Consider the following 23,244-nt stretch of genomic DNA (forward strand, 5'->3'; position numbering starts at 1 on the left):
TTATTTATTTGCAATGATACTTATTATATCAGATTGTTTTAATTCTTGTTCACTGGATATTCTCATATTTTTTCTTGCATCTATTGCATGTGTAAATCCTTCCCCTATATCTGTATGAATACAGTATGCTAAATCTCTTGGATTAGATCCTTGAGGTACTAGTAGTGCATCAGGTAGTATATTTCCTTTTTGATCGGAGAATTTATGTTCATCTTCTACTGGATATACTACTATTTGATGTAGTATTTCATATACTGCTGTGTTTATTGTTTCTTGTATTCCTGTTGAACCATACTTTTTTAGTACATTTTCATCAATATAGTTTAGTGCCATTTTTTGTTTGTCCGATAGTTTATCATCATCTATTATTTCAAAATGATCTTCTCCTGACTGATATTTTATTAATCCTGCTTTTACTGCATTTATTAGGGCTAATTCAGATTCTGCACTTGTTGGTATTACTTTTTCATACTTTTCTTGGAGTCTTCTAATATTTTCCTCTGCTTGAGGTGTGTCTATTTTATTTGCAATTATAATAATGGGTTTTGCATGTTCAAGTAGTTTTTCTAGGAATCTTAGAATATCTTCTTTTTCCCATTTATCATATTGATCATCCATTATTCTTTCTGCTTCTATTACATCATCTAGAAATACACCTGCCCCACTTAATTGATCTGCTATTACTTTTGCAAAGTTTAAGTGTTCTGACATTACTTTTCTTATTAGTCTTGGCCAGTTTCTTTCAAGTATTGAATATACCCACATGGTTACTTCATTTTTTAGGAAGTTTACATCATCTAATGGATCATGACTTCCTGGTTCACATGGATTTCCTTCTTCATCTGTTGCTCCTGATGCATCAATTATATGAATTAATGCTCTTGCTTGACTTAAATCATCAAGAAATTTATTTCCTAATCCTTTTCCTTCATGTGCTCCTGGCACTAATCCTGCTACATCTATAAGTTCTACTGGAATGTATCTGACTCCATTTTCACATTTTCCTGTTCTTGGATTACATGTAACTTTTAGTTCTTTACAGGGACAGTCTGCAGTTACATAAGCTATAGCTGCATTTGCATCTATTGTTGTGAATGGATAATTTGCAACTTCTGCTTCAGATAGTGTTGCTGAATTAAAAAATGATGATTTTCCTACATTAGGTTTTCCTGTTACTGCTATTTGTAACATATCAATTCTCCTTTTATGTTAATTATTACTTTTATAAGAAAAATAATTTTTAAGTTAAAATAAATAAATTATGGGTTATTTTCTAATAGTTTTTATTTAGATAACTATTTAATTGAAAACTAAACATTTTATTCTATTATTAATATATCTTTTTAATGATTTAATAATCTAATCATTATTTAAATATCTTTTGTTTTAAAAAAAGAGATGAAGTGATGAAGAGTTATATTATTACTACACACATATAACCAAAGTCTAATTGTTTTGCTTCTTCCAAAGTTATATGCACTATTTGTTCATCAGGATAACTTAATTTTTCACATATGGTTATACTATGTTCTGGACTAAAACCATGACCTATTAAGTATTTTGCTAATTCACTTATGTGTCTATTAGGTAGAATAATATTTGCTGTTGTATCATCAATTTTTTCTAATAAGTCCTCTGTTGGTTCTTTTCCACCATGTATTGTTATTAGATTTGCTGTATCCCATGGAATTTCTAATTTTGCTGCTGCTAACTGTATTGAACTTATTCCTGGAATTACATTTAGTTTTGTATTTGGTGATATTCTTTTTACTGTTTTCAACATTCCTGAAAATCCAGGATCTCCTGTAGATAATAAAGAAACTTTAAATCCTTCTTCAAGATAAGTTACTGCTTTTTTAACTGTTTTTGGTATGTCTCTTGGTTCTAATACTACCATTTCAGCATTTACGTAATCAAATAATTCAAGTGAACGTTTACTTCCCACTAATACATCTGAATTTTCAATTACTTCTATTGCACCTACTGTTAAGTATTCTTTTGATCCAGGTCCAATACCAACTATATTCATTTTATTAATCATACACATACCGTCCTAAAAAAATTAATATTATTTCTTATTAATGTATTTGTCTATACTTTTTTAAGTATCTTAAGTAACATTGTTAAAATTTTTAAAAAAAAAGTTTGAATGAAAAATAATTTAATGTCCTATTTATAATTTAAAAGTTTTTCGACTATTAAAGTCTAAAAAAAAGTATTATTTTAATATAATCTTTATGAAAATAAGTATAATAATTTGGTGATGATAATTAAAAAGTAGTATTAGGAGAATTATTCCTATCTATACTACTGTTATTTTGGTTGTTGTACTTTGTCCAGATGTGTATGCTTGTCTTTCTCCAGTTACTATTGTTATGTTTTTAAATTTGTTTATACCAGTTGTGTTTATATTAGGTAAGTTTATGATTCCATTTGTTACTGTGAAGTACATTGTCTCATTTTTGCTATCTCTGAGTGTTTTACCGTTTACTTTTACACATATTTTATTTGTTCCAACAAGTAAGTTTCCATTAGCATCAGTGAGATTTGCTTTGATTGCCATTGATTTAGTTTTATTGTTTAATGTTACACTGTTTATATTTACTTTTACACTTGATTTTTCTACATGGAATACTGTTGTATTTCTAGTATCTGGATAGAATATATCATTTTGATATACTGCTTCTACTGTGTAGTTTCTGAGATTTCCGTTTCCATCAACACTTGCCATTCCAACAGGTACATGGTATGTGTATACTGCACTATTATTTTCTACTTTTACTCTGATTATTTTTCCATTTGCATCTTTAAGTGATACTCCATTTACTTTGAATATTACGTATCCATTCTCATTTATTGCAGTTGTGTTTTGTCCATTTTTAGTTACGTCAGTTAGTGTTGCTTTGAATTTTACGTCTGTGTCGTGTTTTACAAGATTATCTGTGGTTACTGTGATACTTGCGCTTCTTTTTGCAATTTGTGCTGTTGTAATTTCAGATGTGTTTGCTTCATAAATGGAATTTCCACTGTATGATGCAGATAAGTTTTTAGCATTTCTTAAGTATAAATCAGCATTTAGTGTGTATGTTACAAGTCCATTTACTACACTGAATTTAAGTGGTGCTGCTGTACTGTTAAATAATCCATCTACTCTGAGAGTTTTACCATTTAATTTAAATACAATGTTACCACCAGTTATATTATTACCATAGCTATCTGTTATATGAGCTGTTAATGTAATTTTTTCACCAATAACTCCTTTCACAGAATCCACCACAATAATACTACTTGCTTTTTCTACATCTAATTCAGCTATAGCATTTGTTGATTCATAGGTCGTGTTTCCTGCATATACAACATTTATTGTGTATATACCAGTTGTTTCTGGTGCTGTGAAATTAGTTGTGAATGTACCATTATTATCTGTAGTTACAGTGTATGTATTATCTCCAATAGTTACAGTTACTTCTGCACCTGCAATTGCTTTATCTGTAAATTCTTCAGTTAATTTACCTGAAATTACTACAGTTTCATTGATTACTACTGGTTCAATTTCATCAATTGTAATTACTGATCCTAGTTGTTCTATATTAAATAATGTATCATTGAATGATTCATCATATACAGAACTTCCAGCATATTCTACTATTACTACTACATCATCTTTAATTTCAGATGTTGTGTAATTGTATGAGTAAGCACCGTTTTCATCAGTAGTTACATTGTATTTATTTCCATCAATTGTTACAGTGATTGTTGCACCTTCAATTAATGTACCATTTGCAGCAGATAATGTACCTTTAATTACTGCATCATTACCTACTATTACAGTCCATAATCGTTCATTAACTGTTAAGGTAGTTCCTATTTTATTTACATTGAATGTTGTATCATTATATGCTTCAGTGTATCCATCAGCTTCTACAACATCAAGTGTTAATAAGTTATCTCCAGCAGTGTTAACTGTAATAGTAGCATTATATTTACCTTCACTATCAGTTATTACTGTTGCAACTTCTTCACCATTAATTGAAATGATAACTGATTTATTACCTATTGTATTTCCATATTCATCAGTAAGTGTACCATTTATTGTTACTTTATCATTTATTTTTAAGTTATCAGTTGATATGGTTTCTAATGAAATTATCAGTTGAATAGGTTCAACATCAATCCATGATGTTTCTTCAGCACTTGTATACTTGTTGTTTCCATCATAAACTGCACTAATATCAAATGTACCATTTGTAGTTGGTGTGTAGTTTACTGTGAATATTCCACTATCATTAGTTGTAGCTGTGTAGCTTGTTTCACCAATTGTTACATTTATTACAGCATTAGCTATAGCATTTTCAGAATCATCTACTAATTTACCTGTTATAATTGTTTGGTTATTAACTGTTGTAACATAGGACTCATCTAAAGTAATTGTTGTTTCAATTTGTTCTATGTCACTTTCTACAATATCAGATGAACTACCTTCATAATCATTAGTAGTAGAATCTTCATCATTTTTGATAGTTTTTGTCTCTTTAGTTGTTCCACTTTGAATAGTATTCTTTTCTACTATATTAGTATCACTTGTTGTAGCTACAGCATCACTAACAGTATCTTGTACAATTGTAGATTGTACACTACTGTCAGTTGTAGTAGCATTACTATCAGTTACATCAGCTGCGCTGAGAGCAGATAATCCTACAAGTAGGAATAATAATGTAGTAATTAAGAATACTCTCTTAATATTCCTATTCATAAAATGTTTTTCCTCCATAGTATTTCCTATATATTAATTAAACTACGACCTACTTTTCAATAAATTCTAAAATTTAAAAATTATTTTAATTTAAATCATTTTTTAATTAATATTATATATTTATATGAAACATTATAATAAAGATTATTGTTAATACAATGACACTGTAAAAAAAATTATGTGGTTTCGGTGTGAAAGAAAGTTTACACTTGAAATGATTCAACTTCATTTTTTCATAGAATTCGTATGAAAATTTTTATTATAATCATTTAGTTTATTTAAAAATTAGTTTTTAAGGTTATTTTTGTATAATATTCTTTTATAGTTTACACTGTAAATGGTTCTCTTCTAATTTTTATTAAAATTAGAAAATAAAATAGTAAAGTTAATATAAAAATATGAATTTATATTTAAACATGTATCTAACTAAACAAAGCTCATCCAATAGTATATTTGTCGATTAACAACTTAAACTTTACGATTTTTTTGAAGAATTAAATAAAAATAGTTTTTCATACACTTATTTTACAATTGATAGATCATTTTACCATGAAAAAAAGTAGTTTACATGTTGCTAAAAAAAGATAATGAAATAAACCTGTTTTATAATATTGCAGGTACTATTCCATAGATTAAAAGCATTACTATAATTACCATTATCATTGCAGATATTGTTCGTACAATTGTTTCAGCTATTTTATCATCAAGTTCATGATTAGATATGAAGTTAAGTAATGTATTGAATCGTCTGCTTATCCAACATCTGATTGTTGTTGGAAATATCCTAGTATACCTATTTAGTGTATTATTGAAGTCTTGTCTTCTATCTGGTCTTATTTTTATTTTTAATATTTCCTCAAATATTAAACCACCATCTAATGGTTTCATAGGTAGTAGATTAAATGTTCCTACTGCTAAATTTAGGAAGAATATGAAGTAAAATAATTCTTGAAGTTTGGATAATATTGCAGGTAGGATTGTTCCATATTTTCTTTGAGCACTAGGTTCTACTATTTGGTGATTCTGTGATCTTACACCCATATATGATTTAGTAGTATTATTGGGATTCTCATCCAAGGTAATATTATAAACACCAGTATTTGTAGTTACGGTTATATTATCACCTATTTGTTTATCAGATAGCGCTTGCATATAGAAAGTAGTGTTTGTGATTGTTTGATTATTTATCTCATATATAACCATTCCATTAGATAATATTCCCTCTGATGGACTTCCAGGCACTACACTTGTTATTTCCACACCATCGGTTGTGTAGATTTCTTCTGATGCAATGAATCCACCAATTCCTGCAGTTATAACTAGTGCTATTAGACATAAGCCTATGTTAAACATTGGTCCTGCAAAGTAAACTCTTAGTTTACTTATTCCATTTGCTTTATTTATTTCTTCCTGATTTGGTTCTACAAATGCTCCGGGTATTACTGCAAGCAGTAGTAATCCTACTGAATCTACAGATATTCCTTCTACTCTGGCTAATACTCCATGACCACCTTCATGTATTATTAGAACTGTTGCTAGTGCTAGTAATCCTGTCACGAAGGGTATGTATATTGGTGAGCCAGGTATATCTACTCCCGGTAATATTACTGATACTGTAGGCATTTCAAACATTAACTGTACTGATAATATTAATGATATAACCATTAGTATCATGAAAAAGATTCCAATAGGAATACATATATTCATGTATCCCTTCCAGAACTTAGGACTGACACTAGCAATTCTATCAAGTACTCCTTTTAACTTTTCAGTTTTAAGCATGAGTACTATTCCTTCTCTTGTTATATTATACTTATTTTTCAGCAAGAATGCTAAAATCCATATAATTATAAAACCTATTAAATAGTACCATAAGCCATTCATAGAATTACCTACTCTTTATTTTTATGCCATGTGTGTTTCAATTGTTGATGTGTTTTGTTTTATGAGTTCATCAATACTTGCACCTATTATTTCATTATCATCATTGTTTATTATGAAGTCTGATGCTTTTACTTCTCCAATTACAGCGTATGCTACATCTTTCTTGTTAAGTGCTTCTTTTATACTGTCAATACTACTTGATTTTACAGTTATTATGAATCTACTGTATGATTCTGAGAATAATTTTTCATCAAGCGTTAAGTCTTCTGTTGATGGTGTTTTATTAATATCAGCAGTTAATCCTTTATTAGATTTTATTGCCATCATTGCAAGGGATGTTACTATTCCACCTTTAGATACATCATGTACTGCTGTTATACTACTTTCTTCTTTGATTAATTCTTCAATTGCAGTGGATACTTTGAAGTTTTCATCAATTCTAAGTTTTGGTGGATATCCTTGTACTACGTCATGTACTTCTTTGTAGTATTGTGATCCATCAAGTTCAGGATATGTGTTTCCAACAAGTAAGATTATATCTCCTTCATCTTTAAGAGTCATTGTTTTAATATTATCATTAGATAGTACTCCTACTGTTCCTACTATTGGTGATGGATTTACCGTTACTCCTTCTGTTTCATTGTAGAAACTTACATTTCCACTGATAAATGGTACATTGAATTTATTTGCTACATCACTCATTCCTTGTACTGCTTCTTTGAATTGCCAGAATACTTCTGGTTTTTCAGGATTTCCAAAGTTAAGACAGTCAACGAGTGATATTGGTCTTGCTCCCATACTTATAGCATTATTTATTGATTCAAGTACTGCTGATGCTGCTCCATCATATGGATTTAATAGCACATGAGTACTGTTACAGTCAGTTCCTATTGTAAATGAGGTGTTTTCATCTACTTTAATTACTGCGGCATCATCCCCTGGTTTTACTATTGTTCTTAATTGTACTTCATGGTCATATTGACTATATACCCATTCCTTACTTGTTATGTTTTCTGATGCAAGTAATTTAAATAATGCTTCTTGTGGATTTGTTTGTGGTATTTCCACATCATCAATTACTTTTTCTGGTGCTTTTGCTTCTCTTTCAATGATTGGTGCTTCAGTAAATAATATGTTTGGTGCATGACAGATTTCTTCTTCATCATCTTTTATTATGAATTCCCGTTTATCAATAATTGTTCCAATTACTGCATGAGATAAGTCATGTTTTTCACATATTGCTGATGCTTCTTCTACATCATCTGGTGATATTGCAAATACCATTCTTTCCTGTGATTCTGAAAGCATGATTTCATATGGTGTCATGTTTTCTTCACGTAGTGGTATTTTATTTAAGTCAATGAGTGAACCATTTCCTCCTTTATCCGCCATTTCTGATAGACAACAGGTTAGTCCTCCTCCTCCCAGGTCTTTTACTCCATGAATATCTAATGTTTCAAGTAATTCATATGTTGCTTCCATTACTCGTTTTTTAGTAAATGGGTCTGCTACTTGTACTGCTGGTCTATCTTCTATTTCAGAGTTACTTGTTAATTCTTCTGATGCAAATGTTACTCCATGTATTCCATCCCTTCCTGTGGTTCCACCCATGAGTAAGTATACATCACCTACAATTGGTGCTGAACCATAAACTATTTCATCTTTTTTTACTAGTCCTGCACATACCACATTTACCATTGGATTGTATTGGAAGTTATCATCAAATTCTATTTCTCCACCAACTGTTGGTACTCCTATTCTGTTTCCATAGTCAGAAATTCCTTTTACTACATAGTCAAATATGTATTTGGATCTTTGATCACTCATATGTCCAAATCTAAGTGCATCTAGAAGTACTACTGGTCTTGCCCCCATACTTATTATATCTCTTACTATTCCACCAATACCTGTTCCTGCTCCACCATATGGTTCTACAGCAGATGGATGGTTATGACTTTCCATTCCTATTGCTAGTGCATATTCATCAGTAAGACTTACAATTCCTGCATCATCCCCTGGACCTAATATTACATCAGGTCCATCAGTTGGGAAATTTCTTAGAATTGGTTTACTACTCTTATAAGAACAGTGTTCTGAGAACATTACATCCATCATTCCAAGTTCTAATTCATTAGGTTTTCTTCCTAATACTTCTTCTATATATTTTAATTCATCATCAGTTAAAACCATAAACTCATACAACCTATTGAATTTTTTTTTAATTATAATTTATTCTTTTATTACTATTTTAAGTTGTTCATCTTCTATTTTCCAATCTTTCATATAACCTTTACTTTCATCTACTACATTAAATACTAGTTTATCTGTACGAACTTCATTTGATATGTATTCCTGGTGTGGAGCTACTGCATCTTTGAAGTCATCACTACATTCTACAGTTACATGAATATTTGCTTCTACATTTAAATCTAAATCTTTACGCATGTCTTGTATACGACGGATTAATTCTCTTGCCATTGCCTCTGAGTATATTTCAGGTGTTAATTCTGTGTCAACATAAACATTTCCACCTTCAAATTCACAACTTACAAGGTTTTCAGGTACTTCTTTTTCAAAGAGTATTTCTTCTGTTGTAAGAGTTATATCTTTATCTTCAAAGGATATTGTGTATTCACCATTACTTAATACTTCTTCTTGTATTTGTGAAGCATCAACATCATCTTGTTCGAAGTATTGTTTTACTCTTCCAAGATCTCCTCTTAGTTTTGGACCTAAAATTGCCATATTTGGTTTTGCAATTATTATTGCATTTTCTAGTTCTGTTTCTATTGTTATGTTCTTGGTATTTGCTTGTTCCAGCAATACATTTTCCAGTGATTCTATTGCTGTTTTTACGGAACTTTCTTCTGTTACTACTGTGATATTTTGTACTGGCCATCTTAGTTTGAATCTTGCAACATCTCTTGCATGTGCACTTGCTTCAAGAATATCTCTTATGTAATTCATGTTTTCTTCTAGTAAAACATCTATTTCTGATTCATCATATACCCAGTCAAGCATATGTACACTTTCAGGTGCATCTGTTTCTACACCACGTACAAGGTTTTGATAGATTTCTTCACTAATGTGTGGTGCTATTGGTGCAAGTACTCTGATTAAGTCTTTGAGTGTGTAGTACAATGTGTAGTATGCTCCTAATTTATCTGGATCATCACTTTCTACCCATGTTCTTCCCCTAATAAGTCTTACATACCAACGACTTAAATCTTCTAGTACAAAGTCTGTGATTTTTTCTGTTGCCCTGTTAAATACTAGTGCTTCTATATCATCTGATACTGATTTGATAAGTGAGTTTACACGTGATCTTATCCATAAATCTTCTTCTCTGAATACCAGGTCTTCTTTGTTATGTTTTGTTGGATCAAAGTTATCAATACTCATGTATGTTGTGGAGAAGTAGTATACATTCCATAATATGTTGAATATTTTTGAGGAGTTTTGTACTTCATCCCAATGGAATTTAAGATCATCCCATGGTTTATTTGCATCAAGTAAGTAGAATCTTAGTACATCTGCACTGTATTTTTCTATTACTTCTTCAGGACTTACTACATTTCCAAGGGATTTACTCATCTTTTTACCTTCATCATCGAGAGTAAATCCATGCATTAATACTTTTTTGTATGGTGCTTTTCCAAATGCTGCTACTCCTAATCCTAATTGTGAGTAGAACCATCCTCTTGTTTGGTCATGTCCTTCTGCAATAAAGTCATATGGGAACCATTCATCAAAGTTTTCTGATGGATTTTGAGGATAGTGTAGTGCTGCCCATCCTGCTACTCCTGAATCTATCCATACATCAAGTACATCAGGTACTCTTTGCATTTTATGGCCACATTCACATGGTATATCTATATTATCCACATGTGGTCTGTGTACAAAGTCACCAGTTAGTGTATCATCACCAGATAAGTCTTTGAGTTCTTGTTTAGAACCTACTACTACTTTGTTTCCACATTCTTGACAAGTCCATATTGGTAATGGTATTCCCCAGTATCTTTGTCTAGATATTGTCCAATCTCTTGCATTTTCTACCCAGTTTCTAAACCTGCTTTCTCCAGCCCATGAGGGTACCCATTCTACTGCATCTAATTGTTCTAGCATTTGGTCTTTAATTTCTGTTACTTTTATAAACCATTGTTTTGTTGCTATGTAAATAATAGGTGTTTTACATCTCCAACAGAATCCTACACGGTGGTCTATTGTTCCTTCATTTAGAAGAGCATTTTTATGATATAAATCATGTGTTATTTCATCTTGCATATCTCTTATTGGTTGATTTGCATATTTTCCCGCTTCTTCTGTGTATTTACCATTTTCTCCTACTGGACAGAATGGTGGTATTCCATTTTTACTTCCTACTTCATAATCCTCTGGACCATGACCTGGTGCTGTATGTACACATCCTGTACCATCTTCTAGTGTTACATGTGTTCCAAGAATTATTCTATGATTAAATTCCTCTTGTAATGGTACTTCTTCACGTAATGGATGATAATATTCAATACCTTCAAGTTCTTCTCCTTTTACTGTTTTGATAATTGTTTTTTCAATATCTCCAAGTACAGAGTCAATTAGTGCATCAGCCATTACTAATATTTCCTCTTTTTGTGTTTGAGGATTTTGTATTTTCACATAACTATATTCAAAGTCAGGATGTACACTTACAGCCAGGTTTGCTGGAATTGTCCATGGAGTTGTTGTCCAAATAAGAATATATGTTGTTATATCATCATATTCTTGTTGTTTTAGTTCAAATTTAACATAGATTGATGGATCTATTTGATCTCCATATTCAATTTCTGCATTTGCTAGTGCTGTTTCACAGTGCGGACACCATGTGATTACTCTTTTATCTTGTACAAGTAAATCTTTTGCATCTGCTTGTTTAAGTGTCCACCAACAGGATTCCATGTATCCATTATCATATGTTACATATGGGTCTTCCCAGTCCATCCATATACCCATTCCTTTGAATTGTTGGGTCATGTCATCCTTATTTTTTATAGCAAATTCTTTACATTTATCTACAAAGTTATCGATTCCATATTTTTCTTCGATTTCTTGTTTACTTTTAATGTCTAGTAATTGTTCTACTTTATGTTCTATTGGAAGTCCATGTGTATCCCATCCAGCTTGTCTTCTTAGACTAAAGCCTGCCATACTTTTATATCTTAGAAATGCATCTTTAAGTGTTTTGTTCCATGCAGTTCCAAGATGTATTCTTCCACTACAGTAGGGTGGTCCATCTAGAAATGCGTATTTTGGTCTATTTTCTCTTTGTTTATTTGTTTTATTATAGATGTCATTTTCTTGCCAAAATGATTGTATCTTTTTTTCTAAATCTTTATTATATCCCTGTTCTACCCCATTTATTGGCATATGATGTCTCCTCTTAATTTAATTATAGTGGGTTTATTCATGAGTTTATGGTTTTAATTTATGAATAGTCCCCTTTCATAGTATAATTCATCGTTGATTAGATGATATTATAATCATTAATATTTTTGTTATTACTTACAATAATAGTTAATCCTTATTTTTTTAGAAGAATGAAATAATATATTAGTTAAGAAGTAGTATTTTATATTATAATATTAAAAAATATTAAATAAAGACGAAATAAGGAGTAAATTTTTAATGAATTATTTAATTATTAATGGTAGTCCTCGACGACAAAATACTTGGCAAATTGTTGAAAGAATTAAAGATACTCTTTCTGAAAATGATAAAAATCCTGTTTTTAATGAAATTGATTTAGGAAATATTAATTTACCAGCATGTACTGGTTGTTATAGTTGTTTTAATAATGGAGAAGATACTTGTCCTCATAATGAGATTATTTCACCTATTGTTGATGCTATGAAATCATGTGATGGATTTATTATTACAAGTCCGGTTTATGCTTTGAATGTTACAGGTCTTATCAAGAATTTTATTGATCATCTTGCATATTTTTATCATAGACCTTACTTTTTTAAGAAAAAAGCATTAGTTGTGGTTACTACTGCAGGTAATGGTCATAAAAAAGTTGGAGATTATCTTGATGAAACTTTAAGAAACTGGGGTTATAATGAACGATTTAAATTATGTTTTGTTCATGCACATGATGGTACAGGACGTCTTCCTCTTAAAACTAAGAAAGTTATTGATAAAACTACAAAACAGTTCTATAATAGTATTGTTAGTAATCATTTGAAAAGTCCTGATAGAAAAGCTTTATTTTATTACAATCTTTGGAGAGCTATGGCATATAATAATCATGTTGAATTAGATCATGAGTATTGGGTTAAAAATAATATGATTAATAATGAGTTTTATCCAGGTATTCCATGTAATAGTATTAAAAAGATACCTTATAAGCTATTTTATAGAATTTTATTAGGATTTTTAAGTAAAAATACTGTTGAAAAATAGAAATATTATTTATATTTTTATATTTTTTTAAAAAAAAGATAAATAAGAAGTACATTCATTAGAATGTTCTTAATTTTCCTTCAAGCATGAAATCTTTAATGTCTGTGATGTTTTCTAACCATTTATCAATTATTCTTGTTACATCTTCTTCTACATCTTCAACTGTGTACCCATCTTCTGTTTGGATGTGTGCTGTTGCAGTTCTTGGTTGATCTATTGGTTTTCCTATTTGACTTAAGATAACCATGTCAATGTTTTTTACGCCTTCTACATCATGCACTACTTCTCTTGTAATTTCATTAGATAGTAAGTTGTATATTTTTCCTACGTGGTTTATTGGATTTTTACCGGATGTTGCTTCCATAGACATTGGTCTGTTTGGTGTGATAAGTCCGTTTGCTCTGTTTCCTCTTCCTACAGAACCATCATCACCCATTTCTGCACTTGTACCAGTTACTGTTAAATAGTAACCTGATTCATCATCTTTACTTTCATCATCAGCTGTATTTATAAATGTATCTACTGATAAATCGGTTTCTTTTGCAGCTAAATCTTTTACTATGTCTGTTAATTCTGCTTTCATGTTAAGATATGTGTCTCTGTCATCAACATACTTTGATACAAATGCTGCTGCTATTGTAAGAGTTATGTTATCATTTTCACGTAATCCCATTACTTTTATATCTTCTCCTACTTGAGGATATTGTTTTTTGAAGTCTTTACTGTTTAGTAATTCTTCTGTTTTAAGTACTAGATTTTCTGTTGGTGTAAATGGTGCAAATCCTACTCCAAATGATGTATCATTTGATGATGGAATATCATTTGGTCTTTGGAATACATCTCGTAAGTCTGCTGATCCTTGACCTATTTTACATTCAACTACTGTTCCATATTCTACATCTAAGTTTATAATTGTATCTTTAAGGAAATCTTTTGCAGCTTCTATTGCTATTGTGTCTACTCCTACTTTATGTGTTTCACCATTTGGTAGTGTGAATTCATTTGCTGCTCTTCCTGTGAGTAATATTTGGATTGGTTTTATTATTTGTCCACCACCAAATTTAGGATCTGATTCACCAGCAGTTATTTGTACTTCGTCAGTATTATGGTGTAATACATGACCAGCTTTTTCTTTGTATGTTTGAGATAATACTCTACTTACAGCTTCTGCTATACCATCACTGATACTATCTGGATGTCCGATTCCTTTTCTTTCTACTACTTCTATTTCATTTTGTCCTGCTGTTTTTCCTACAGCTTTTTCGATTTTTATATTACGCATTGCTGCACCTCTATTAAGTTTTTGATTTACATTAAATAATTTTAATAATCGGATTAAATTATTTTTTTAATTGAAAACTAATAAATATAATTTCTTGATATTTTCTCTTAATACATGAGAATCATTTTAAAGTCTTATCTAAAAAATAATTTTTGATAAAACATTTACATATAAATATATTTTTATTTATTAGATTATTTAATATTTGTTTAATATAAAATAGTAGAATAATAAAACTCAAGTTTAGTATTGAGTAAAAAATAGTTATCATGTAGAAGTGTTTAATTAATTATAGTTTAGTATATACCCATAATATATGATAAAAATATAATTAATATACATATTTTTTAAATAAATTGATAATACTAAGAAATTTGAGAATTTATCAAAATACAAGATATTCTGTTTAATTATTAGTTTGAAATAATGAAAAAATAAAAAAAGATTTAAAGTTTAGATAAAACTTTTAATTTGAAAAACCCATTAGTAAAGTTTTTTCTATACTTTGTACTGATTGCACACTTCTTTTTTCCTGAGTTTCCTGTAGACGTTGTTGTTTTATAGCTCGTGTTTCAATAATATCGAGTAATTTTTCAACTACTTCAACATCATTCTCTTTACACATCCACCCAGTTGTATTACCAGCTACATTATCTAAATCTTGAAAATCAGATGTTGTATAATATTTAAAATATTGTTTTATTTTTTGTTTTTCATTTTCTGAGATTTTTTGATTTAATCTATAATATTTAGTTGATGTTGTACAATCAATAGTACTTAATCGTAGAGATAAATTAAATTTGTTATCTTTCAACATAACATATTATTTTATGTTGTACATTCAATGTATATCTTTAGGTTATTAGTATTATAATACATGACATAATAGCATACAAGTACTTATAGATTAGAAATAATAATATTATATAATAAAAATTATGTATAAAATAGTAATAAAAACTAAAAATAATAAACAAAGTATCATAAGTATTGATTATGCTAATACATTCATAAAACGTTTAAAGGGATTGATGTTTAAAGATAAAATCACACCATTACTCTATAAACAATATTATGAAAATAGACTTCTTGCAACAATACATACACTATTCATGAAAAAGACCATAGCTATAATTTATGTAAATACTGATGATGAAATACAAGAAATTATAACACTTAAACCATGGCAAATATACATACCTCAAAAATCAGGTATAAAATATATAATAGAAGTATCCGAAAATACAATAAAAGAAAATAACATAGAAATAACTAACAAAATAAAAGTCTTAAAAAAAGAGACTAAAAAGGAAATTGAATAATGAAAATAATATGGGCAATAACTGGAGCAGGACATCTGTTAAAAGAAAGTATAGACGTGCTAGAAAAAATAAGTAAAAAACATGAAATAACCCTAATCACAAGTAAAGCAGGAAAAGAAGTACTACAATTATATGGTTATAACAATAAAATAAAAAAAATTCTAGAAAACCCCCACCACCACTATATAACAGATGAACAACAACAATACAGCTACCCATTATCTGGAAAATTAACACATGAAAAATATGATTTAATAATAATATCACCAACCACTGCAAATACAACTGCAAAAATAGTGCACGGAATAGCAGACACTCTCATAACAAATGTTGCAGCACAATCAGGAAAAGGACAAATTCCCCAAATAATAGTTCCAGTTGATCAAAAAGAAGGACTTATAACCACACAACTACCACCATATATTGATAAGACAAAATGCAAACAATGTGATACCTGCACTGCAAACAACAAATGTCCACAAAAAATAATCCAACCACCACTAATTGATACAACAAAATGTAATAGTTGCTTAAACTGTGAAAATACATGTTCCTACAATGCAATAATAACTAGAAAAAAAATACAATTATATATAAGAAAAATAGATGCAGAAAATACAAAAAAATTAGAAAAAATAGAAAATACAACTACACTACTTCATCCTGAAGAAATAATAAAAAAAATAGAAGAAATGAATTAATTTTCTTCATCCCACTTACTAAAAATTTCTTTTTTAAAGAACTTATGAACACTCACAGCACCAATTAACGATTCATCTAAAGACCAACTAGAAGGATATGCTATAAATGGTGCTTGTTGAGTACCACCGACACCACCATGGCTTCCAATTAATTCCTCAAATGCATAAACTTCGTCATTAATATCATCATAAATACTATTGACAAGAATATCAGGAACATAATCAAATGAATCAGTACGTTTTAAATGATTAACAATATTTTCACCATAAACTTCTAAAAATTGATTTCCAACATACTTATCATCATCCATATAATAAATATTATCCCCCGATAAACAAATAGTACCATATATACTACTATGCACCATTACAAATCCAATACCTGGATGACTAGCAATACCCTTTATTAATCCTGGGAAAGCATCCTCAATTTGTTCATATGATAGACGTGTAGCCCAATCAGTGAAATATATAAGTCCAAGATTACCTGAAGCTAGAACAATTGTTTGAGCATTTTCAATACTAATCACATCTTTAGGTAAATGAATATCCAAGTTATATTTATCAGAAAGATCATTTAATCTATCAATAATAGGTTTATTTCCCGTGAACAACTCTTTCTTATTTTTAAGTTCATCAAAATACATCTTAGATGAAGCTTTACTTCTAAAATCCATTGTACGAGAAATAATAGATTCCACCTTCTCACTTTGAAGAGCATAATCCTTTAATGAAACTTTTTCAACAAAGTGGTCATCATTTGAATGAAGAATACCATGAACAGTGACATTTTCTGGAAGAAATTTCTCAACAAGATTATTTAATGTAATACCATACTTCTGTTTAAATGTAGGTCCACCCGATTGACCATGATCAGATAATACTATGACTTCATAATTACGTGAAACATCCTTTATTGCATGATTAATATGTTTAAACTGTTTATCAATTTGACGAAGTGCATAAAAAGCATCATAATCCCTAATACCAGAATGATGAGCAATTTCATCATAACCCATATAGGTTGTATAAATCACGTCATATTTTGCAGAATAAATATCACCAATAAGTGAAAATGTTGAAGCCTCCCTCATAACAACATTAGCTCCAGCACGGGCAACATAATAAAACAAACCCCTGACATTAAGACAAGGTTTTATGTTTTTAAACAAATGAATTAATCTTGAAATAAATTCTAAGATAATATCCCATATGAATAAAAGTAATAACCTTGCTATGAAAAAAGGTGTTGAATAAAGTGAATACCATGCACGACTTCCAAGACTTCTAATAGAACCAAAACTACTAAAAGTTAATAAAGTATCCTTTGCATCCCCTGAAAACAAATTACACCTACTTGCACCATTAAATGAAAGTAAACCTTCACCATTAGAAATACGACTTTCAATTAAAGCAGCATCATTAAATCCATTTGATGATACTATATGATTATTATTTATTTTTTCAATCCAACGGAATGCTGGAATATTATCATTATTTCCATGTAAAATACCTGCTTGAGAAGCACCAGTTTGACTAGATAAATCTGTTTCCCACGTAGTTAATTTATGAGAACCATCAACAAGCCATCCTTTAAGTGTTGGCATATCTCCTCTTTCTATTGCTTCATCTAATATATCTCTTGCAAGACCATCAATTTCTAAGAAAATAAATCCTGTTGAATTGGAGTTATTACTATTTTCTGAATTTCTTTTAAGAACATACCTATAATAAGTACTGTCCTCATCAATATCAAGAACAATAGTTAAAAGAGCATTAATTATTCCAATGAGAAATGGAATTGTAAATAACGAAAAACCAGTTATATTAACACCAGTTGTAAAAAATCCAATACACCATATGAATAACCCATCTATTAAAAATGTACCAAATCCTAATGTAATTACAATGAAAGGTAAAGATAAATAAGATACTATTGGCCAAAGAATTACATTAATAATAGATAAACCTAAAATAATAATAAAAGCAGTCCTAAAATTAGGTAATATAAAACCAAAATGTCTTGATAAAATAAAAAATAACAAAACTTCTAAGAATAAGAAAATAATCATTTTAATTATCCTGATAAAATTAGATTTAAATGTATTTATCATTTTTATTTTCCCCAGAATAATTAATTATAAAAAAAAAAGATTATAAGAGAATCTACTCTCCTATAACTAAATTACTTAAAATTCAATGTAATCGTAACCTTCAGCACCTTCATCAAAGGAGTAGTGAACTTTTGTGAAGTTTTGCATGAAATCAGTTACATCTTCTGTTACATCTTTTCCATCCATTACAACTTGTTTAATGAATTCAGCAACTTGAGTCATGTCATCTTCTTTGAATCCACGGTGTGTTAGTTCTTGAGATCCCATTCTTATACCTGATGGATTACTACTATTGTTAACATCATCCCATGGGAGTAAGTTTTTATTTAAGATGATATTATTATTTTGTAATGTTTTAGCCATTTCAGATACATCACCAAGTTCAGAAACATCCATTGCTACTTGATGTGATTCTGTGAATCCTTGTTCTTCACATAATACATTGAAACCTAATTCATATAAACTTTGAGCTAAAGCTTTAGCATTTTTTATTGTTTGTTTAGCATAAGCTTCACCGAATTCAAGCATTTCAGCTGTAGCAATTCCTAAACCTGCCATGTGATGGAGGTGGTGGTTACTTACTAAACCTGGGAATACACAGTTGTCAATTTTTTTATGTAATTCTTCTTTACATAAAATAATACCTCCTTGAGGTCCTGGGAATGTTTTATGTGTACTTCCTGTTACAATGTCTGCACCTTCTTTTACAGGATCTTGGAACTGTTTTCCTGCAATTAATCCTAAAACGTGTGCTCCATCATAGATAACTCTTGCTCCAACTTCTTGAGCTACTTCGGATATTTCTTTAACAGGATGTGGGAATAAAAATAAACTTCCTCCAAGAACAATTGTTGTTGGTTGTTTATCTCTTATTTTTGCTTGAGCTTTATCAAGATCCACATTCATTAATTCAGTGTCCATTGGTAATGATGATGTTTTAAGACCTCTTACTCCTGCTGCACTAACATTTGCGTGACTTATATGTCCTCCTTCAGGTACATTAATAGACATTAATAAGTCACCTGGTTTTGATACTGCAAAGAAACTTGCTAAGTTTGCTACTACTCCGGAAGTAGATTGTACATTAGCATGGTCTGCACCAAATAATTTTTCAGATAGTTCAATTGTTCTTTGTTCAATTTCATCTATGTATATACATCCTTCATATAATCTTTCACCAGGTAAACCTTCTGCATATCTGTGTGATAAGTCAGATGCCATTGCTTCTCTTACAGCTCTACTTGTAATATTTTCACTTGCAATTAAGTTTAAACTATTTTTCATCCAGTCATGATGTTGTTTTGTTAAGTTTTTAATTTCTTGTGCTTGTTCCAAATTAGACATTAAATATATTCCTCCAATGGTTTTCAATGTATTTATTCTTTTATAAACGTAAAATATATTGGAAATTTGATTATCCAACTATATTATTATATTATGTTATTAATCTTATAATTAGTTTATCTTATAATAGTAATTTTTTTAGTAAAAAAAATTTTATAGTTTTTATAACGGAATTGTAAAAATTTCTAAAAATTAGTGTAAAAAATAGATTTGATATTTTTTAAATAAAAGATAAGAGGGAATGAATTCCCTTCTTTCTTTTAATATGTTCTAAGAACTTATTGGAAAGCTGCTTCAATTTGAGCTAAAATTTGATCGTTTTTGAAGTGTGCTTGATCTAATGCACCTGTTGGACATGCTCCTACACAGGTTCCACATCCTTTACATAATGCAACGTTTACATCACATTTTCCATCAACAATGGAAAGAGCTCCAAATGGACATAATTCAACACAAATTTCACAACCACCACAGTTGTCTTTAGTTACTTCTGCAACAATAGGTTCAATTGCTACTTCTCCTTGGATCATAGGAATTGCTGCTCTTGCTGCTGCACCTGAAGCTTGTGCAACTGTGTCAGGAATATCTTTAGGACCTTGTGCTACACCAGCGAGGTAAATACCATCGGTCATTGTGTCAACAGGTCTGAGTTTAGGGTGTGCTTCCATGAAGAATCCGTCAGCACTTGCGGATAATCCTAATGTTTGTCTTAGTTCTTCTTTACCTGCAGGAGGTACGAGACCTACTGAAAGTACTACTAAATCATAAGTAAATGCGGTTGCTTTACCTAAGAGGGTATCTTCTGCACGTACTGTGATAGTTTTATCTTCGTTTTCGATAAGTTGTGCTGCTTTACCTCTGATAAATTTAATTCCGTATTTTTCTTGTGATAATCTGTAGAATTCTTCGTAACCTTTACCGAATGCACGGATATCTATGTAGTAGATGGTTACTTGAGTATCTGGTTCGTGGTCAACACATAATTGTGCGTTTTTCATTGCGTACATACAACATACTCTGGAACAGTATGGGTTTCCAACTTTTTCATCACGTGATCCTACACATTGGATGAAAGCAATTTTCTTAGGTGTTTCACCAGAAGAAGGTTGGATTACATGTCCTTGTGTTGGTCCAGATGCATTGATGTATCTTTCAATTTGTAAACCAGTGATTACGTTTTCTGCTTGATCAAAGATGTATTCTTCTTTTTCTGTTGGGTCGAATGTGTCGTAACCGGTTGCTACTACAATTGTACCAATATCTAATTCTACTGTTGTAGGTTTTTGTTCGTGGTCAATTGCACCGATTTCACATGCTTTATCACATAAGTGACATCCAATACAGTAATCATCATCGATAGTTGCTACGAGAGGTACTGCTTGTGGGAATGGAATGTATGCTGCTTTTACCATACCAGTTCCTTCATCGAAGTAGTTTGGCATTTCAATTGGACATACTTCTTGACATACTCCACAACCTGTACAGGTTTCTGCATCTACGAATCTTGCTTTTTGTTCTACTGTTACTTTGAAGTTACCTATGTAACCGTCAACATCTTTTACTTCAGAGTATGCTAAAAGTTCGATGTTTGCGTGTTTACCAGCATCTACCATTTTAGGTGCTAAAATACACATTGAACAGTCGAGTGTAGGGAATGTTTTATCTAATTGTCCCATTCTTCCACTTAATGTTGGGTTTCTTTCTACGAGGTAGGTTTTGAATCCCATGTCACCAAGGTCAAGTGCGGTTTGAATACCTGCAATACCTCCACCAATAACCATTGCGGTTTTGGTTACAGATACTGTTTCAGCTGTTAATGCGTTGAGTAATCTTGCTTTTGCTACACCCATACGTACTAAGTCTTTTGCTTTTTCAGTAGCTCCTTCTGGGTCATCTCCGTGTACCCAGGAGTCTTGTTCTCTTAAGTTTACGAAGTCAAATAAGAATTCGTTTAATCCTGCTTCTTTTACACATCTTCTGAATGTAGGTTCGTGTAAACGAGGACTACATGCTGCTACTACTACTCTGTTTAAGTTTAAATCTTTAATATCATCTTGGATGAGTTTTTGTCCTGGGTCGGAACACATGTATTTATATTCACGTGATACTACAACATCAGGAAGTGTTTCTACGTATTCAGCTACTGCTGCACAGTCAACTACACCACCAATGTTTACTCCACAGTGACAAGTGTATACTCCTATACGTAATTCTTCGTTATTATCTGCCAAGTTAAATCACCTATTTAATTAAGACTATGATGTTCAAAATTTAGTTTTTTATTGAAAAAACTTTAAAAACATTTTGTTAACTATTAAAAATTTAACAAATTATATCCTATAATGTAAGATTACGAAAACTTAATATTTATACTTTTCTTAAGTTCGTATAAAAACAAATGAAAATAGTTAAGTAAAAAAAGAAAAATAAAAGGACAATTATTATCCTAACAATGAAATTATCACAGTTAATGTTCCTAAACTTAAAAGTATATCTGTGAATATACAAGAACTCATGAGTTTATAATCCAAATCATAAGTTAATGATAATACTAATGAATACATTGCTGTAGACATTCCTGATTCAAGTATAGCTACCTTAAAACCTAATCCTTTAACTCCAATTATGGTTAAAATAATAAACATCAACACAGGTGATATAACTAATCTTATAAATGAAACGACTAATGTTGTTGAAAGATATTTTTTCATATCCTTAAAATCTAATGTTAAACCTAATGAAATCATGATAAGCGGTATTGTTGCTTGACCTAAATATTCTAGAACATTATTAATTACATAACCTAATTGTATATGAGTCATACCGAATAGTATGCCTAATACAACTGCCCAGAAAGGCATGAATTTTGCACCTTCAATTATAACCTTTCTAGTATCTCCACCAAACTCTTTAACTAATACCATACCATAGATTACAAATAACATAGTTGTAGCTAAATCACAGAATATTGCTCGTAGAAAACCTTCATTTCCATATACGCCTAAAGTTATAGGATAACCAATAAAACCTGTATTAATCATTGCTGCTGCTAACATGATTGTCCATGTTTTAACTTTAGAATAATGTTTAGTTCTACAAAATAAATATGCAATAGTAAGACATGATATACTTACTATAAATGTAGCTATAGGTAATTCAATCATGCTTAGATTAAGTTTAGCTGTTGATAAATTAACAAATATTAAAGCAGGCATACTTACATTTGTAACAATCTTTGATAATGTCGAACTATCTTGTGCCTTAAGCATCCCTATTCTTTTTAGAACATATCCTATAATAATTAGAACTGTTGGAATTAAAATAACTTCTATAGGACTTGCCATGTATACTTCACCACACAAACTTAATATTATATATTACTCTATGAGAAATTATATTTATATTT

At 30.2% G+C, this 23,244-nt stretch carries 15 protein-coding genes; 3 read left to right on the forward strand and 12 right to left on the reverse strand.

The window, feature by feature from the left end:
* The 6 genes from NL43_RS05470 to ileS all read right to left on the reverse strand — a co-directional run bounded on the left by NL43_RS05470 (nucleotide 1) and on the right by ileS (nucleotide 12,040).
* Nucleotides 1–1,191 (reverse strand): redox-regulated ATPase YchF, encoded by a 1,191-nt coding sequence (locus NL43_RS05470; protein WP_069593031.1) that lies wholly within the window; start codon nucleotides 1,189–1,191, stop codon nucleotides 1–3.
* A 223-nt stretch (nucleotides 1,192–1,414) separates the two neighbouring features.
* On the reverse strand, nucleotides 1,415–2,041 hold the full coding sequence (locus tag NL43_RS05475; RefSeq protein ID WP_069593032.1) for a cobalt-precorrin-7 (C(5))-methyltransferase: 627 nt from the start codon (nucleotides 2,039–2,041) through the stop codon (nucleotides 1,415–1,417).
* A gap of 261 nt (nucleotides 2,042–2,302) precedes the next feature.
* Nucleotides 2,303–4,753: a carboxypeptidase-like regulatory domain-containing protein gene (locus NL43_RS05480; protein ID WP_069593033.1), complete on the reverse strand. Its 2,451-nt coding sequence runs from the start codon at nucleotides 4,751–4,753 to the stop codon at nucleotides 2,303–2,305.
* A gap of 603 nt (nucleotides 4,754–5,356) precedes the next feature.
* Nucleotides 5,357–6,637, reverse strand: coding sequence for a site-2 protease family protein (locus NL43_RS05485; RefSeq protein ID WP_069593034.1), 1,281 nt, complete (start codon nucleotides 6,635–6,637; stop codon nucleotides 5,357–5,359).
* 21 nt (nucleotides 6,638–6,658) lie between these two features.
* A complete protein-coding gene (gene purL, locus NL43_RS05490) occupies nucleotides 6,659–8,827 on the reverse strand; it encodes a phosphoribosylformylglycinamidine synthase subunit PurL (protein ID WP_069593035.1) in 2,169 nt (722 codons plus the stop codon).
* 39 nt (nucleotides 8,828–8,866) lie between these two features.
* Nucleotides 8,867–12,040, reverse strand: a complete 3,174-nt coding sequence (gene ileS, locus NL43_RS05495; RefSeq protein ID WP_069593036.1) for an isoleucine--tRNA ligase — start codon at nucleotides 12,038–12,040, stop codon at nucleotides 8,867–8,869.
* 258 nt (nucleotides 12,041–12,298) lie between these two features.
* On the opposite strand from ileS, the gene NL43_RS05500 reads away from it, so the two are divergent.
* Nucleotides 12,299–13,075, forward strand: a complete 777-nt coding sequence (locus NL43_RS05500; RefSeq protein ID WP_069593037.1) for a flavodoxin family protein — start codon at nucleotides 12,299–12,301, stop codon at nucleotides 13,073–13,075.
* 58 nt (nucleotides 13,076–13,133) lie between these two features.
* Here NL43_RS05500 and NL43_RS05505 read toward each other — a convergent pair whose 3' ends face one another.
* Nucleotides 13,134–14,357 carry a methionine adenosyltransferase gene (locus tag NL43_RS05505; RefSeq protein WP_069593038.1) on the reverse strand — a complete coding sequence of 408 codons (1,224 nt, stop codon included), beginning with the start codon at nucleotides 14,355–14,357 and terminating at the stop codon, nucleotides 13,134–13,136.
* Nucleotides 14,358–14,823: 466 nt separating this feature from the next.
* Entirely contained in the window at nucleotides 14,824–15,174 is a 351-nt protein-coding gene (locus NL43_RS05510; protein ID WP_069593039.1) for a hypothetical protein, read from the reverse strand.
* A 121-nt stretch (nucleotides 15,175–15,295) separates the two neighbouring features.
* On the opposite strand from NL43_RS05510, the gene NL43_RS05515 reads away from it, so the two are divergent.
* Nucleotides 15,296–15,679, forward strand: coding sequence for a DUF192 domain-containing protein (locus NL43_RS05515; protein WP_069593040.1), 384 nt, complete (start codon nucleotides 15,296–15,298; stop codon nucleotides 15,677–15,679).
* Nucleotides 15,679–16,380 carry a flavoprotein gene (locus NL43_RS05520; protein WP_069593041.1) on the forward strand — a complete coding sequence of 234 codons (702 nt, stop codon included), beginning with the start codon at nucleotides 15,679–15,681 and terminating at the stop codon, nucleotides 16,378–16,380. The genes NL43_RS05515 and NL43_RS05520 overlap by 1 nt, the downstream gene beginning before the upstream one ends.
* Here the strand turns inward: NL43_RS05520 and NL43_RS05525 are convergent.
* The 4 genes from NL43_RS05525 to NL43_RS05540 form a co-directional block, all read right to left on the reverse strand.
* Complete coding sequence (locus NL43_RS05525; RefSeq protein WP_069593042.1) at nucleotides 16,377–18,494, reverse strand: phage holin family protein; 2,118 nt, start codon at nucleotides 18,492–18,494, stop codon at nucleotides 16,377–16,379. The two genes, NL43_RS05520 and NL43_RS05525, sit on opposite strands and share 4 nt — an antisense overlap.
* Nucleotides 18,495–18,569: 75 nt before the next feature.
* Nucleotides 18,570–19,838 (reverse strand): serine hydroxymethyltransferase, encoded by a 1,269-nt coding sequence (glyA, locus tag NL43_RS05530; protein ID WP_069593043.1) that lies wholly within the window; start codon nucleotides 19,836–19,838, stop codon nucleotides 18,570–18,572.
* Nucleotides 19,839–20,116: 278 nt separating this feature from the next.
* Nucleotides 20,117–22,069: a CoB--CoM heterodisulfide reductase iron-sulfur subunit A family protein gene (locus NL43_RS05535; protein WP_069593044.1), complete on the reverse strand. Its 1,953-nt coding sequence runs from the start codon at nucleotides 22,067–22,069 to the stop codon at nucleotides 20,117–20,119.
* Nucleotides 22,070–22,279: 210 nt separating this feature from the next.
* Nucleotides 22,280–23,182, reverse strand: a complete 903-nt coding sequence (locus tag NL43_RS05540) for an AEC family transporter (RefSeq protein ID WP_069593045.1) — start codon at nucleotides 23,180–23,182, stop codon at nucleotides 22,280–22,282.
* Between the last annotated feature and the right edge of the window lie 62 nt (nucleotides 23,183–23,244).

Origin of the sequence: Methanosphaera sp. WGK6, from assembly GCF_001729965.1 — an archaeon.
In the GTDB taxonomy this organism is placed as follows: domain Archaea; phylum Methanobacteriota; class Methanobacteria; order Methanobacteriales; family Methanobacteriaceae; genus Methanosphaera.